Origin of the sequence: Streptococcus sp. FSL W8-0197 (assembly GCF_037963785.1) — a bacterium.
Lineage (GTDB): Bacteria > Bacillota > Bacilli > Lactobacillales > Streptococcaceae > Streptococcus > Streptococcus oralis_CQ.
In genome coordinates this window covers 1,437,442-1,453,085 of record NZ_CP150168.1, presented here as the reverse complement: position 1 = coordinate 1,453,085, position 15,644 = coordinate 1,437,442, and the positions used below count along the sequence as shown (strand labels likewise).

Genomic DNA, 15,644 nt, shown 5'->3' with positions numbered 1-15,644 from the left:
CTATTGGGTTTAAAATAAAAAATGAAGGAATTATAATGAAAAAAAGTACGGTATTGTCATTAACTACTGCTGCAGTTATTTTAGCAGCATATGCCCCCAATGAGGTAATTTTAGCAGATGCACCTAGTTCTGAAGATGCTTTAAGAATTTCTGATAAAGAAAAAGTAGTAGCAGATGCACCTAGTTCTGAAGATGCTTTAAAAATTTCTGGTAAAGAAAAAGTAGTAGCAGATAAAGAAACAGAAAACAATGAACAATCTGAAGATATTCATAATGTTATAGAAACTTCAAAGGATACTGAGGAGAAGAAGACAACAGTTATTGAGGAAAAAGAAGTTGTTAGTAGAAAGCCTAAGATAGACAAAAAAACTAGTAACGAAGGAGCAAGTATCAAAGAAGACTCCAATCAATCCAAAGGAGATGATGCGAACTCATTTGTAAATAAAGATACAGAAAATCCTAAAAAAGAAGATAAACTTGTCTATATTGCTGAATTTAAAGATAAAGAATCTGGAGAAAAAGTAATTAAGGAACTATCCAATCTTGAGGATACAAAAGTTTTATATACCTATAATACGATTTTTAATGGCGCTGCCATTGAAACAACTCCAGATAATTTGGACAAAATTAAACAAATGGAAGGTGTTTCGTCGGTTGAACGATCACAAAAAGTCCAACCAATGATGAATCATGCCAGAAAGGAAATTGGAGTTGAGGAAGCTATTGATTACCTAAAGTCTATTAATGCTCCATTTGGGAAAAATTTTGATGGTAGAGGTATGGTCATTTCAAATATCGATACTGGAACAGATTATAGGCATAAGGCTATGAGGATCGATGATGATGCCAAAGACTCAATGAAATTTAAAAAAGAAGATTTAAAAGGCACTGATAAAAATTATTGGTTGAGTGATAAAATCCCTCATGCGTTCAATTATTATAATGGTGGTAAAATCACTGTAGAGAAATATGATGATGGTAGGGATTATTTTGACCCACATGGGATGCATATTGCAGGGATTCTTGCTGGAAATGATACTGAAAAAGATATCAAGAACTTTAATGGCATAGATGGAATTGCGCCTAATGCACAAATTTTCTCTTATAAAATGTACTCTGACGCAGGATCTGGGTTCGCGGGTGATGAAACAATGTTTCATGCTATTGAAGATTCGATCAAACACAATGTCGATGTTGTTTCGGTATCATCTGGCTTTACGGGAACAGGTCTTGTAGGCGAGAAATATTGGGAGGCTATTAGAGCATTAAGAAAAGCTGGAATCCCAATGGTTGTTGCTACAGGTAATTTTGCGACTTCTGCTTCAAGTTCTTCTTGGGATTTAGTAGCGAATAATAATCTGAAAATGACAGATACTGGAAATGTAACACGAACTGCCGCACATGAAGATGCGATAGCGGTCGCTTCTGCTAAAAATCAAACCATTGAGTTTGATAAGGTTAACATTGGAGGACAAAGTTTTAAATACAGAAATATAGGAGCTTTTTTCGATAAAAATAAAATCCTAACAAATGAGGATGGGTCAAAAACTCCAAATAAATTAAAATTTGTATATATAGGCAAAGGTCAAGACAAAGATTTGATAGGCTTGGATCTTAAGGGCAAAATTGCAGTAATGGATAGAATTTATACCAAGGATTTAAAAGATGCTTTTAAAAGAGCAACGGATAAAGGCGCACGTGCCATTATGGTTGTAAATACTGTAAATTACTACAATAGAGATAATTGGACAGACCTTCCAGCTATGGGATATGAAGCGGATGAAGGGACTACTAGTCAAGTATTTTCAATTTCAGGAGATGATGGTGTAAAATTATGGAACATGATTAACCCTGATAAAAAAACTGAAGTCAAAAGAAATAATAAGGAAGATTTTAAAGATAACTTAGAACAATACTATCCAATTGATATGGAAAGCTATAATTCTAATAAACCGAATGTAGGTGATGAAAAAGAAATTGACTTTAAATTTGCAGCTGACACAGACAAAGAACTTTATAAAGAAGATATTATAGTCCCAGCAGGGTCTACATCTTGGGGGCCAAGAACAGACTTGCTTTTAAAACCGGATGTTTCAGCACCTGGTAAAAATATTAAATCCACTCTAAATGTTATCAATGGTAAATCCACTTATGGTTATATGTCAGGAACTAGTATGGCAACTCCAATCGTAGCAGCTTCTACTGTTTTGATTCGACCAAAATTAAAGGAATTGCTTGAAAGACCTGTCTTGAAAAATCTTAAGGGAGATGACAAAATAGACCTTACAAGTCTTACAAAAATAGCTCTACAAAATACTGCAAGACCTATGATGGATGCAACCTCTTGGAAAGAAAAGAGTCAATACTTTGCATCACCTAGACAGCAGGGAGCGGGGCTAATTAATGTTGCCAACGCTTTGAGAAATGAAGTTGTAGCAACTTTCAAAAATACAGATTCTAAAGGTTTGGTAAATTCATATGGTTCCATTTCTCTTAAAGAAATAAAAGGTGATAAAAAATACTTTACAATTAAGCTTCACAATACCTCAAACAGACCTTTAACCTTTAAAGTTTCTGCATCAACTGTAACTACAGATGCTCTAACTGATAGGCTAAAACTCGATGAAACATATAAAGATGAAAAATCTCCGGACGGGAAGCAAATTGTTCCAGAAATTCACCCAGAAAAAGTCAAAGGAGCAAATATCACATTTGAGCATGATACTTTCACTATAGGTCCAAATTCCAGCTTTGATTTAAATGCGGTTATAAATGTTGGAGAAGCTAAAAACAAAAATAAATTTGTAGAATCATTTATTCATTTTGAGTCAGTGGAAGAAATGGAAGCTCTAAACTCCAACGGTAAGAAAAGAAACTTCCAACCTTCTTTGTCGATGCCTCTAATGGGATTTGCTGGGAATTGGAACCACGAACCAATCCTTGATAAATGGGCCTGGGAAGAAGGATCAAAATCAAAAGCAATGGAAGGTTATGATGATGATGGTAAACCAAAAATTCCAGGTACCTTAAATAAGGGGATTGGTGGAGAACATGGTATAGATAAATTTAATCCAGCAGGAGTTATCCAAAATAGAAAAGATAAAAATACAACATCCCTAGATCAAAATCCAGAATTATTTGCTTTCAATAACGAAGGAATCAACGCACCTTCATCAAGTGGCTCTAATATTGCTAAAATCTATCCTTTAGATTCAAATGGAAATCCTCAAGATGCTCAACTTGAGAGAGGATTAACGCCTTCTCCACTTGTATTAAGAAGTGCAGAAGAAGGGGTGATTTCAATAGTAAATACAAATAAAGAAGGAGAAAATCAAAAAGACTTAAAAGTCATTTCGAGAGAACACTTTATTAAAGGAATTTTAAACTCTAAAAGAAATGATGCAAAGGGCATTAAATCTTCTAAGCTAAAAGTTTGGGGTGACTTGAAATGGGATGGACTCATTTATAACCCTAGAGGTAGAGAAGAAAATGCCCCAGAAAGTAATGACAAAAAAGATCCTGCTACTAAGATACGAGGACAATTTGAACCGATTGCGGAAGGCCAATATTTCTATAAATTTAAATATAGATTAACCAAGGATTACCCATGGCAGGTTTCCTATATTCCTGTAAAAATTGATAACACCCCTCCAAAGATTGTTTCAATTGATTTTTCAAACCCTGGAAAAATTAAGTTAATTACAAAGGATACTTATCACAAGGTCAAAGAGCAATATAAGAATGAAACGCTATTTGCGAGAGATCAAAAAGAACATCCTGAAAAATTTGACGAGATTGCCAACGAAGTTTGGTATGCTGGGGCCGCTCTTGTTAATGAAGATGGAGAGGTTGAGAAAAATCTTGAAGTCACTTATGCAGGTGAGGGTCAAGGACGAAATAGAAAACTTGACAAAGACGGAAATACCATTTATGAAATTAAAGGTGCAGGAGATTTAAGAGGAAAAATCATTGAAGTGATTGCATTAGACGGTTCTAGCAATTTCACAAAGATTCATAGAATTAAATTTGCTGATCATGCTGATAAAAATGGGATGATTTCCTATTATCTAGTAGATCCTGATCAAGATTCATCTAAATACCAAAAGCTTGGCGAGATTTCCGAATCTAAATTTAAAAATTTAGAAAATAGAAAAGAGGATAGTCTTAAAAAAGATACAACTGAAGTAGAACATCATCAAGAAAATGAAGAGGCTACCGAAGAAAAATCTAGCTTGACTATTCATAAAACAATTTCAACAATTAGAGACTTTGAAAGCAAAGATTTAAAGAAACTCATTAAAAAGAAATTTAGAGAAGTTGATGACTTTACAAGTGAAACTGGTAAGAGAATAGAGGAATACGATTATAAATACGATGATAAGGGAAATATCATTGCTTATGACGATGGTAGTGCCTTAGAATATGAAACTGAAAAACTTGATGAAATCAAATCAAAAATTTATGGCATTCTAAACCCATCTAAAGATGGACACTTTGAAATTCTTGGAAAGATCAGTAATGTTTCTAAAAATGCCAAGGTATACTATGGAAATAACTATAAATCGATAGAAATCAAAACGACCAAGTATGATTCCCATTCAAAAACGATGACATTTGATTTATACGCTAATATTAATGATATTGTGGATGGATTAGCTTTTGCAGGAGATATGAGGTTTTTTGTCAAAGATGATGGTCAGATAAAAGCTGAAACTAAAATTAGAATGCCTGAAAAAAATAAGGAAACTAAAGCAGAATATCCGTATGCATCAAGTTATGGGAATGTAATAGAATTAGGAGAAGGAGATCTTTCAAAAAATAAACCAAATAATTTAACGGACATGGAATCTGGTAAAATCTATTCTGATTCAGAAAAACAACAATATCTATTAAAGGATAACATCATTCTGAGAAAAGGCTATGCACTAAAAGTGACTACCTATAATCCTGGAAAAACGGATATGTTAGAAGGGAATGGAGTCTATAACAAGGAAGATATAGCAAAAATCCAAAAGGCCAATCCTAATCTAAGAGTTTTATCAGAAACAACAATTTATGCTGATAGTAGAAATGTTGAAGATGGAAGAAGTACTCAATCAGTATTAATGTCGGCTTTGGACGGCTTTAACATTGTAAGGTATCAAGTGTTTACATTTAAAATGAATGATAAAGGGGAGGCAATCGATAACGATGGAAATCTTGTGACAGATCCTTCTAAACTTGTATTATTTGGTAAGGATGGTAAAGAGTACACAGGAGAGGATAAGTCCAATGTAGAAGCTATAAAAGAAGATGGCTCTACGTTATTTATTGATGCAAAACCAGTAAATCTTTCAATGGACAAGAACTACTTTAATCCATCTAAAACTAATAAAATTTATGTACGAAATCCAGAATTTTATTTAAGAGGTAAGATTTCTGATAAGGGTGGTTTTAACTGGGAGTTGAGAGTTAATGAATCGGTTGTAGATAATTATTTAATCTACGGAGATTTACACATTGATAACACTAGAGATTTTAACATTAAGCTTAATGTTAAAGACGGTGACATCATGGACTGGGGGATGAAAGACTATAAAGCAAACGGATTCCCAGATAAGGTAACAGATATGGATGGAAATGTTTATCTTCAAACTGGCTATAGCGATTTGAATGCGAAAGCGGTTGGAGTACATTATCAATTTTTATATGATAATGTCAAACCAGAAGTAAAGATTGATCCAAAAGGAAATACTAGTATCGAATATGCTAATGGAAAATCTGTAGTCTTTAACATCAATGATAAAAGAAATAATGGATTCGATGGTGAGATTCAAGAACAACATATTTATGTTAATGGAAAAGAATACAAATCATTTGATGATATTAAACAACTAACAGATAAGACACTAAACATTAAGATTGTTGTAAAAGATTTCGCAAGAAATACAACCGTAAAAGAATTCATTTTAAACAAAGATACGGGAGAGGTAAGCGAATTAAAACCTCATACGGTGACTGTGACAATTCAAAATGGAAAAGAAATGAGTTCAACGATAGTGTCGGAAGAAGATTTTATGTTACCTGTCTATATGGGTGAATTAGAAAAAGGATACCAATTTGATGGTTGGGAAATTTCTGGTTTCGAAGGGAAAAAAGACGCTGGCTATGTTCTTAATCTATCAAAAGATACCTTTATAAAACCTGTATTCAAGAAAATAGAGGAGAAAAAGGAGGAGGAAAATAAACCTACTTTTGATGTATCGAAAAAGAAAGAAAAAACACAATCTAATTCAACTAATGATGTCAACAGTATTGTTTCTGATGAAAATGATAAAAACTTTGAAATTAACAAGAACATTTATCTAAATGAACAAGGAAACTTAACTAATAAAAATACCAACATCAATAGTAAATCAACTAGTAACAATCCTAATGAGTTGCCAAAAACCGGAACAGCAAGCGGAGCCCAGACACTATTAGCTGCCGGAATCATGTTTATAGTAGGAGCTTTTCTTGGATTGAAGAGAAAAAATAAAGATTAAGACAAAAGCTATAGAAAAAATGGTTTATGTACTGAGATTAGATAGTGAGGTGATGACATAGTTTTGTGAAAGTATTGATTTATAAATATATTATTTAGATTTCTATGAAAATGGGAGATTTAATAGAGATATATGTAAAAGCCTTGTCTCAGGACAGGCTTTTTCTAATGGAGATAAAAATTTCTTGACATCTATTCTCAGAGTGCTATACTAAAAGGGTAATCGCCGATTTAGCTCAGTTGGTAGAGCAACGCACTCGTAACGCGTAGGTCACAGGTTCAAGCCCTGCAATCGGCAGAATCAAGAAGTCCAAACGGGCTTCTTTTTTTGTAAATATAGGAAAGGTGGAACGTTTGAGATAGGTTCTATTTAACGTCAGAAACTCCTACTTATAAATTAAAACTAAAATTTATATTTTGTGGTATAATATATTTTAATAAGCACTTGTTTTCGTTCCGTTTTAGAGGACTATAGGCTGTTAATCATTCTAGAATTTTTTGCATAGATTTTCTAAAAATTATAAAAATCCGTGGATAATAACGAATGAAGTCTAGCAAGCTAGGCTGAATATAAATCAAAAAGGAGAAAATTATGAATAAGAAAGAACGGGAAAGACAATTTGAAGAGATTAACGGACGTAAGCGGTCAGAATCAAAGTTGACTCCAAATAAAAAAATAAAAATCTATATTGGCATAGCACTCGCTGTTTTAGTCACTCTTATCTTGGTAAGTATTTTCTCATATTTTCTGATTGTAAAGAAAGAGTCAAATCAAGCATCGTCTGCTGTTTCAACTACAGAGTCAACAAGTCAATCGTCTACAAGCCAAGGAAAGACAGATGAGACTGATAAGGATAAACAAGAGGAAATTCAGAAACTCAAGGATCAACTGACTGCTTTAGATACCAAAATTACGGAAGCAGAAGCATTTGTTAGCAAGTTCAAGAAAGAAACTGCTGTTCCAAAATTAGATATTGAAGCAATTAAGAACAATGACTTGTCTAGTTTAGAAGGTACTTGGCGTAGTCAATCTGGTAATGAATACATTATTAATGATTCTGGAGAAGTACGTGCGACTTGGTTTACAAATGATCAAAAGTACGAATCTGTAGTTGGATTAAAGGTATCAAAAGGACAAGATAATCGTAACCCTGAGACAGCGTCTATCAGTGCATGGGTAAAAGATTCTGTTGCTGGAGGATTTGTAATAGTAGCTGTGCCAAGTGGAGTCGTTATGCAACCTGCTGATGACGGAAAGATTACGGATAAAAGCAATCATACTGAGGAAAGACTACTTTCAGGACAAGATTATGGGTCTATGTTAATGAAACCAGAAAATGTTTATTATCGTGTGAAACCAGATACCAGTAAACTTGAGGAAGCAGAAAAGAACTTAGCTCAACTACAAGCAGACCGTGAATCAATCAAATCTTCTCTAGAGCCAAAGGAAAAGAAAAACTAGATGGTATTCGTTCAAAAATATTGTTACAATCGGCAGAATCAAGAAGCCCATTAGTGCTTCTTTTTCTTTTGTTACAAATATTCAACCACTTAGACAGAGATATTGACCAGATAGGCAAAAGGGCTTGTTCTTGAAAAATTCCTCTGCTATAATGGTTCATGTAAGGGGCGTGAGGGGTCAGTATCAGACAACTCAAGAACCTAAAAAAGAAAATGGAGACAAAAAAATGAAAAAATTATTAGGACTTGTATTTTTAGTAGCAGCAGCGCTAGTATTGTATTTCGGTTCTGTTGGATGGCCAAGTTTGGATGTCAACCTCTGGTCACTCATTCCGGTAGGATTGTTCCTCTATTTCACACTAGAAAACTTTTTGAAAAAAGATTACAAGGCTAGTCTGATGTGCTTGATCATTGCCTTTATCATCGCAAATGCTATTTTTGATCTTTTGCCAATTTCAAGTGGTTTGGTGATTGGTGCTGGTGTGCTAGCTTGTGTAGGAATTGGCTACCTCTTTCCTGATAAGGATAAAAAAGAAGATAAATAAAAAGTCTCGAGATTTCTCGAGACTTTTTTTATCGACCAGCGTAATATTTTTGGATCCCCTTTACGATGCCTGCGACCAGTTTGTCTTGGTAGTGGCTATCTCTGATTTGTTGGTTTTCGGAGAAATTATCCATATATCCAAGCTCTAGGAGAACGGCTGGTTTGGCGGTTTCGCGTAGTACGGCATAGCTGCTCTCCAACAGGCCAGCATCCTTGGCTCCTGTTTCTGCTAGAAGAGAGGAGTGGATGGCAGCGGCGAGGCGTTTGCTTTCACTCATACGATCAGGGTGATTGTGCCAGTATTTATTAATCTTACTTGGATAATCAGGTTCATCGCTATAGGAGTAGGTTTGAATACCGCTCGCTTTTGAGTAGGTATTACCAGTAGCGTTGAAGTGAATACTGATAAAAATATCAGAGTTGGTCTTATTAACCATACGAGAACGTTCGGTAACAAAATCAACGTCAATATCACTATCACGAGAAGTGAGGACCTTGTAGCCTAGTTCTTCTAACTTAGTACGAAGCTTACGGTAAATCTGCATGTTGAGATCTTTTTCAGCTACATTGTAGTAAAAGGCACCTGAATCTCGACCACCATGCCCAGGATCTAGGAAAATGGTATTGCTGTATTGGCCTTTTACAAATCCACCTTCAGTTGAAACTTCAGAAATCCATTGGCCGTATTTTTGGAACAGGTGTTCCTTACCGTCTATCTTGTAAGTTCCTGAAACATAATGTCCATTATCATCTAGGTAGTAGCGTGCTTTGTCAGAGTTATCGTAAATCCATTCGCTCTTTGCCATGTAACCACCTGACTTGAGGTAGTATGCTCCAATCCACTCCTGATTTGCATAACGACCATCCGCTTTTAGATAGAACCAGCTCTTGTAGGCTTTATCGAAGATCCACTCATTCTCCGCCATGGCTCCACTGGTTTTAAGGTAGTAGCTTTCTTTCCATTTGTCTGCTAGCATCCCACCATTCTGGTCAAATGAGTACCAGGAACCTTGAATCTTTTGCCAGTTTTCTTGGACATATCTCCCTGACCCGTTCGCATAGAACCAAGTATCCTTGATTTTGACCCAGTTGTTTTCTGCCATAGCTCCTCTCTGGTTGAAGAGGTAGCCCTTGAAGGTTGTCGCACTCAGCATTCCACCGTCTTTGTCAAAGTAATACCAAGAACCGTTGATTTTCTCCCATTTATCCTGCGAGATCTTTCCAGAAGGAGCGACATAGTACCAAATTTGATCTAATTTTGTCCAGCCCTTTTCCGCCATAGCCCCGCTTTTTGTGAGCAGATAGCCGTCAACGGCAGTGTTGCTGAGCATGCTTCCAGTTTGGTCAAAATAGTACCAAGAACCATTGATTTTTTTCCAAGTGTTCAGAGCTAGTCGTCCAGAAGGATCAGCATAGTACCATTGATTGTCCAGTTTGGTCCAGCTATTTTCTATCATGACACCATCTTGGTCAAAGGCATAACCTTTGTAGATAGTAGAATGAAGACGATTACCATCTTGATCGAAGTAGTACCATTTGCCTTGGATTTGTTTCCAGTTCAAAGCAGGTTTATCATCTTGGTAAAAACGCCAGTGGTGATTTTCTTGGTACCATCCTTCTTTTTTGGGCTTGTCTTCTTGCACATTTACTTTCGGAAGAACTTCTGATTTAGAGTTTTCCTCAACACTCGATTCCTTCTTTTCTTCTTTGGCAATTGCTTCCTTGACAGCAGATGTGGATTGAGTAGTGTTTTCTTCTCCTAAGACGGATGCGGGTGCTAATCCTGCGATTGAAAGGATTAAAGCACTGGTCAGTAGTATCTTTTTCACTTTTTATTTCCTAACTTTTTCTTTTCTCTTTTTCATTTTTCCTATTAATTATCGAATTGAACTTCTTCTAGTAAGTATTCGATAAAGCGTTCGCCCATCTTAGACAGGCTGGTTTTTTCATGCTGGATATAGACTAGTTCAATCGGGTCGTCAATGTCCAGTGGAATGGAAACGATATTGTCTCCGTTGAGGTTGCTGTTCAATATCCCTGTTGCAATGGTGTAACCATCCAAACCAATCAAAAGATTAAAGAGGGTGGCACGGTCACTGACTACGATGGATTTCTTGTGGTGCTCTTGTGAAAGAATCTCCTCTGAAAAGTAGAAGGAGTTGTGCGTCCCCTGGTCGTAACTGAGGTAAGGAAAATCTTCTAAATCAGCCAGTTTGACCTTGTCTTTTTTAGCTAGAGGATTGGTCTTGCTAACAAAGATATGGGGTTGAGCGGTAAAGAGGTGGTGGGCTAAGAGGTGATTGTCATCTAGCATTTTCGTTAAAACATCGCGGTTGTAGCTATTCAAAAAGAGGACACCGACCTCACTACGGAAGTTCTTGACGTCATCGATAATCTCCCAAGTCCGAGTTTCACGAAGGAAGAGCTCGTATTTTTCCATATCACTTTTCTTGAGCAGAGAGACAAAGGCATTAACTACAAAAGCATAGTGCTGAGAGGAAACGCTGAAAAGTTCGCGGTGGGCGACAGGATTTTTATAGCGTTCCTCCAGAAGCTGAGTTTGCTCGACAACTTGACGGGCATAGGAGAGAAACTCCATCCCATCACGAGTCAAGGTAATGCCCTTGGGATTGCGGATAAAGATTTCAATGCCCATTTCATTTTCCAAGTCTCGAACAGCATTAGAGAGACTGGGTTGAGTGATAAAGAGTTGCTTGGCTGCCTCATTCATAGAGCCAGTTTCGACGATTTTGATAATATAGTGTAGTTGTTGAATTCTCATGTTTTTATTGTACCATACTTGCGGAAGAATGGGCAATGAAGACGAAGAAAATAGGGGGAAAGAGCTTGTCCAGTATTGAAAAAAAGTCTAGAATCTGCTAAAATGGAAGCTATGAAAACATTCTATGATGTGCAGCAATTTCTCAAACAGTTTGGTATTATTGTTTACATGGGGAAGCGCTTGTATGATATTGAACTGATGAAGCTCGAACTCTCTCGGATCTATGATGCAGGTCTGATGGACAAGCTAGACTATCTAGAGGCGGAAGCTGTTCTTCGTAGAGAGCACAAGATAGAATTAGACTACATAGAGAAAAATGGAGAGAAGAACTTATGACAATTTGGATTGTTTGGGGAATTGTATTGGCGATGGCGGCATGGATGGGGTATAACTACCTTCGTATTCGTCGTGCGGCTAAGATTGTGGATAATGCAGAATTTGAAGCCTTGATTCGGAAAGGGCAATTGATTGACGTCCGTGAACCAGCAGAATTTCACAGAAAACATATCCTCGGAGCTCGCAATATTCCTTCAAATCAGTTGAAGTCAAGCCTTGCAGCCCTTCGTAAGGATAAACCTGTCCTTCTCTATGAAAACCAACGCGGACAAGGAGTGACCAATGCAGCACTTTATTTGAAAAAACAAGGTTTTTCTGAGATTTATATCCTTTCTTATGGATTGGATTCTTGGAACGGGAAAGTCAAGACTAGCTAACATTCTGTTAAAAACTGTCGAATGATAGATAAAGCTTGCATTTTATGGTATCATCATTTATATTAATTTTAAGGAGATTTTATAATATGAATTCAAAACAAAAGAAAAAACCTTCACTTATTTTAGGTATCTTATCTATCGTCCTTGGTTTGCTATCGCCAATAGTGGGTCTGATTTTGGGGATCATAGGATTGGTCTTGGCTTTTTCATACCAAAAAGAATCTGGACTGGACTATAAAACAGAAAAAATTCTCAATATCGTAGGACTTGTAGTTTCTGTTTTTAACTGGATTCTAGCAATCGCAATAGTTTTTAGATAAGCAAAAAACAAAAAAGCTTTAAATATAAAGCTTTTTTGTTTTATCGACTCATCTCTAAATAGTTTTTAATGATTTCCGATTCCTCTGGATTCAAGGGACGGTATTGCCCTTCTGCTAGTTCTGGGTCTAATGTAAAGTCACCGAATTGGACTCGTTTTAGGGCAGTCACCTTGACACCAACTGAGAGAAACATCTTCTTAACCTGATGAAACTTCCCTTCTGAAATGGTGATGGAGGCATGGCTCTCTGTTGGACTTGCGGATAGAATTTCTAGTTTGGCAGGTTTGCAGATGGTTCCATCTAAAAAGACAATCCCATCTTTAAATTTATGGATATGGTTTGGTGTGAGCAGTCCATTAACCTTGACTTGGTAAGTTTTATCCACATGATATTGAGGATGGAGGAGTTGAAAGCCAAGAGGTCCATTGTCTGTCAAAAGGAGCAGTCCTGTCGTATCGCGGTCTAGCCTACCTATCGCGTAGAGCTTGTCAGACTGGATGTCAGGCGGAAGCAGGTCCATGACGGTTGGCAGTTTCTTATCCTTGCTGGCTGTAACAACTCCGTTTGGTTTATGAAGCATGAGGTAGATGTGCTCATATCCTTGGATTTGCCTTCCTTGAAAGACTAGTTTTTGCAATCCTGTATCGACATTTTGAGCGAGGGAGCGAGCTGGACTATCGTCGACTAGGATTTCTTTTTTTAATAGAGCCTGTTTCATAGCCTTGCGACTGACCTTTTCTTGGGCTAATAATCTATCTAAACGCATACCAGCCTATCTTATCATAAGTCTCTGACTTTGAAAAGAGTTGCCTTGACTAGAAAAGCAGAGTGAAAACATTTACACTTAGCTGAACTGTGATTTTTGAATGAGACTGTGGTATAATTGTTCAGTTAGAAAATAAATTTTAAATAATATAGAGGAAATCATGACAAAATTAAGAGAAGATATCCGTAACGTAGCCATTATTGCCCACGTTGACCACGGGAAAACAACCCTCGTTGATGAATTGTTGAAACAATCTTCAACATTGGACGCTCGTACAGAGTTGGCAGAGCGCGCTATGGACTCAAACGATATCGAAAAAGAGCGTGGAATTACCATCCTTGCGAAAAATACAGCCGTTGCCTACAACGGAACTCGTATCAATATCATGGACACACCAGGACACGCGGACTTCGGTGGAGAAGTTGAGCGTATCATGAAAATGGTTGACGGTGTTGTCTTGGTCGTAGATGCCTACGAAGGAACCATGCCACAAACTCGTTTCGTATTGAAAAAAGCCTTGGAACAAGACCTTGTTCCAATCGTGGTTGTTAATAAAATCGATAAACCATCAGCTCGTCCAGCAGAAGTAGTGGACGAAGTCTTGGAACTTTTCATCGAGCTCGGTGCAGACGATGACCAGCTTGATTTCCCAGTTGTCTATGCTTCAGCTATCAACGGAACATCTTCCTTGTCTGATGATCCTGCTGACCAAGAAGCAACAATGGCACCAATCTTTGATACTATCATCGAACACATCCCAGCTCCAGTAGACAACTCAGATGAGCCTTTGCAGTTCCAAGTGTCACTTTTGGACTATAATGACTTCGTTGGGCGTATCGGTATCGGTCGTGTTTTCCGTGGTAGTGTGAAAGTTGGAGACCAAGTTACTCTTTCTAAACTAGATGGCACAACGAAGAACTTCCGTGTAACAAAACTCTTCGGTTTCTTTGGTTTGGAACGTCGTGAAATCCAAGAAGCCAAAGCAGGTGACTTGATTGCCGTATCCGGTATGGAAGATATCTTTGTTGGTGAAACTATTACTCCGACAGACGCCATTGAACCTCTTCCAATCCTACACATCGATGAGCCAACCCTTCAAATGACCTTCTTGGTCAACAACTCACCATTTGCAGGTCGTGAAGGAAAATGGGTGACTTCTCGTAAGGTGGAAGAACGCTTGCAGGCAGAATTGCAAACAGACGTTTCCCTTCGTGTTGACCCAACGGATTCACCAGATAAATGGACTGTTTCAGGTCGTGGAGAATTGCACTTGTCAATCCTAATCGAAACCATGCGTCGTGAGGGCTATGAACTTCAAGTATCTCGTCCAGAAGTTATCGTAAAAGAGATTGATGGTGTTAAATGTGAGCCATTTGAACGTGTTCAAATCGATACTCCAGAAGAATACCAAGGATCTGTTATCCAAAGCCTTTCTGAACGTAAGGGTGAAATGTTGGATATGATCTCAACTGGTAATGGTCAAACTCGTTTGGTCTTCCTTGTTCCAGCGCGTGGTTTGATCGGATACTCAACTGAGTTCTTGTCAATGACTCGTGGTTACGGTATCATGAACCATACCTTCGACCAATACTTGCCATTGATTCCAGGAGAAATTGGTGGACGTCACCGTGGTGCCCTTGTTTCCATCGATGCTGGTAAGGCTACAACTTACTCAATCATGTCTATCGAAGAACGTGGTACCATCTTTGTTAACCCAGGTACTGAGGTTTACGAAGGAATGATCATTGGTGAAAACTCTCGTGAAAACGACTTGACAGTTAACATCACTAAGGCCAAACAAATGACCAACGTTCGTTCAGCTACTAAGGACCAAACAGCGGTTATCAAGACACCTCGTATCTTGACCCTTGAAGAGTCTCTTGAGTTCTTGAATGACGATGAGTACATGGAAGTAACGCCTGAGTCTATCCGTTTGCGTAAGCAAATCCTCAACAAGGCAGAGCGCGAGAAAGCCAACAAAAAGAAAAAATCAGCTGAATAAGAGCTAGAAAGAGATAAAGATGGTCTATTTAATCATAGGGATACTCTTATTACTACTCTATGTATTTGCGACACCCCAAAGTATCAAAGGAACAGTCAACATCGTTATCTTGGTTTTTGTAGTTGTTGCACTCTTGATTTTGCTGATGTTGTCCATCTTGCAAATCTTCCAATTACCGACAGAATTCTTTGTCACAATCGCCATGCTGGTCCTAGCCTACTTTAGCTTGAGAGACATTACGCTCATGTCTGAAAAAAAGAGCAGAAGAAGATAAAGAGAAAGAGAGCTATGGCTCTCTTTTTCGATTTAAAATAAGATTTTTAAGACTTTCCTTAGGTGATTACGGACGGTAGCGACTTTCTTCGAAATTCCATACCTAAACTTTGAGCCTATAGTCTCAAAGTTTCCGAATGCCTGAAATCTATTGTTTTCAGGCATTTTTATCACAACGGAAAGTCTAAGATTCCGTTTCTTGCAAAAAGGAATAAACCTAAAAATATTTTGTTCAAGTGAGTTTTTTTCCACATTTTAAG

11 protein-coding genes and 1 tRNA gene are annotated in these 15,644 nt (G+C 37.3%); 9 read left to right on the top strand and 3 right to left on the bottom strand.

Annotated features, from left to right (window positions below; all coding sequences use genetic code 11):
- Window positions 1–35: 35 nt before the first annotated feature.
- The 4 genes from NYE79_RS07295 (at window position 36) to NYE79_RS07280 (ending at window position 8,529) form a co-directional block, all read left to right on the top strand.
- A complete protein-coding gene (locus NYE79_RS07295; RefSeq protein WP_049518939.1) occupies window positions 36–6,524 on the top strand; it encodes a S8 family serine peptidase in 6,489 nt (2,162 codons plus the stop codon).
- Window positions 6,525–6,748: 224 nt separating this feature from the next.
- A tRNA-Thr gene (locus NYE79_RS07290) sits at window positions 6,749–6,821 on the top strand.
- A gap of 294 nt (window positions 6,822–7,115) precedes the next feature.
- Window positions 7,116–7,985: a DUF6287 domain-containing protein gene (locus tag NYE79_RS07285; protein WP_049518940.1), complete on the top strand. Its 870-nt coding sequence runs from the start codon at window positions 7,116–7,118 to the stop codon at window positions 7,983–7,985.
- Window positions 7,986–8,211: 226 nt separating this feature from the next.
- Window positions 8,212–8,529 carry a hypothetical protein gene (locus NYE79_RS07280; RefSeq protein WP_042902605.1) on the top strand — a complete coding sequence of 106 codons (318 nt, stop codon included), beginning with the start codon at window positions 8,212–8,214 and terminating at the stop codon, window positions 8,527–8,529.
- 28 nt (window positions 8,530–8,557) lie between these two features.
- On the opposite strand, the gene NYE79_RS07275 is transcribed toward NYE79_RS07280, so the two are convergent.
- Window positions 8,558–10,357, bottom strand: coding sequence for an N-acetylmuramoyl-L-alanine amidase (locus NYE79_RS07275; RefSeq protein WP_339293660.1), 1,800 nt, complete (start codon window positions 10,355–10,357; stop codon window positions 8,558–8,560).
- Between the two features lie 44 nt (window positions 10,358–10,401).
- On the bottom strand, window positions 10,402–11,310 hold the full coding sequence (locus NYE79_RS07270) for a LysR family transcriptional regulator (protein WP_001222584.1): 909 nt from the start codon (window positions 11,308–11,310) through the stop codon (window positions 10,402–10,404).
- Between the two features lie 102 nt (window positions 11,311–11,412).
- On the opposite strand from NYE79_RS07270, the gene NYE79_RS07265 reads away from it, so the two are divergent.
- From NYE79_RS07265 to NYE79_RS07255, 3 genes are all read left to right on the top strand, one after another.
- Window positions 11,413–11,646 carry a YqgQ family protein gene (locus NYE79_RS07265; RefSeq protein ID WP_061587734.1) on the top strand — a complete coding sequence of 78 codons (234 nt, stop codon included), beginning with the start codon at window positions 11,413–11,415 and terminating at the stop codon, window positions 11,644–11,646.
- A complete protein-coding gene (locus NYE79_RS07260; RefSeq protein WP_339293659.1) occupies window positions 11,643–12,023 on the top strand; it encodes a rhodanese-like domain-containing protein in 381 nt (126 codons plus the stop codon). The genes NYE79_RS07265 and NYE79_RS07260 overlap by 4 nt, the downstream gene beginning before the upstream one ends.
- 86 nt (window positions 12,024–12,109) lie before the next feature.
- Window positions 12,110–12,343: a DUF4190 domain-containing protein gene (locus tag NYE79_RS07255; RefSeq protein ID WP_339293658.1), complete on the top strand. Its 234-nt coding sequence runs from the start codon at window positions 12,110–12,112 to the stop codon at window positions 12,341–12,343.
- 40 nt (window positions 12,344–12,383) lie between these two features.
- Here the strand turns inward: NYE79_RS07255 and NYE79_RS07250 are convergent, their stop codons facing one another.
- Window positions 12,384–13,109, bottom strand: coding sequence for a pseudouridine synthase (locus tag NYE79_RS07250; protein ID WP_049520936.1), 726 nt, complete (start codon window positions 13,107–13,109; stop codon window positions 12,384–12,386).
- A 160-nt stretch (window positions 13,110–13,269) separates the two neighbouring features.
- On the opposite strand from NYE79_RS07250, the gene typA reads away from it, so the two are divergent.
- Window positions 13,270–15,111, top strand: a complete 1,842-nt coding sequence (gene typA / locus NYE79_RS07245; RefSeq protein ID WP_339293657.1) for a translational GTPase TypA — start codon at window positions 13,270–13,272, stop codon at window positions 15,109–15,111.
- A 19-nt stretch (window positions 15,112–15,130) separates the two neighbouring features.
- Window positions 15,131–15,385 (top strand): DUF3165 family protein, encoded by a 255-nt coding sequence (locus NYE79_RS07240; protein WP_033605937.1) that lies wholly within the window; start codon window positions 15,131–15,133, stop codon window positions 15,383–15,385.
- Window positions 15,386–15,644 lie beyond the last annotated feature (259 nt).

Bases quoted from the DNA above. Each gene is read 5' to 3' on its own strand.
- NYE79_RS07295 (WP_049518939.1), top strand. From the start codon at position 36: ATGAAAAAAAGTACGGTATTGTCATTAACTACTGCTGCAGTTATTTTA.
- NYE79_RS07285 (WP_049518940.1), top strand. From the start codon at position 7,116: ATGAATAAGAAAGAACGGGAAAGACAATTTGAAGAGATTAACGGACGT.
- NYE79_RS07280 (WP_042902605.1), top strand. From the start codon at position 8,212: ATGAAAAAATTATTAGGACTTGTATTTTTAGTAGCAGCAGCGCTAGTA.
- NYE79_RS07270 (WP_001222584.1), bottom strand. From the start codon at position 11,310: ATGAGAATTCAACAACTACACTATATTATCAAAATCGTCGAAACTGGC.
- NYE79_RS07265 (WP_061587734.1), top strand. From the start codon at position 11,413: ATGGAAGCTATGAAAACATTCTATGATGTGCAGCAATTTCTCAAACAG.
- NYE79_RS07260 (WP_339293659.1), top strand. From the start codon at position 11,643: ATGACAATTTGGATTGTTTGGGGAATTGTATTGGCGATGGCGGCATGG.
- NYE79_RS07255 (WP_339293658.1), top strand. From the start codon at position 12,110: ATGAATTCAAAACAAAAGAAAAAACCTTCACTTATTTTAGGTATCTTA.
- NYE79_RS07250 (WP_049520936.1), bottom strand. From the start codon at position 13,109: ATGCGTTTAGATAGATTATTAGCCCAAGAAAAGGTCAGTCGCAAGGCT.
- typA (WP_339293657.1), top strand. From the start codon at position 13,270: ATGACAAAATTAAGAGAAGATATCCGTAACGTAGCCATTATTGCCCAC.
- NYE79_RS07240 (WP_033605937.1), top strand. From the start codon at position 15,131: ATGGTCTATTTAATCATAGGGATACTCTTATTACTACTCTATGTATTT.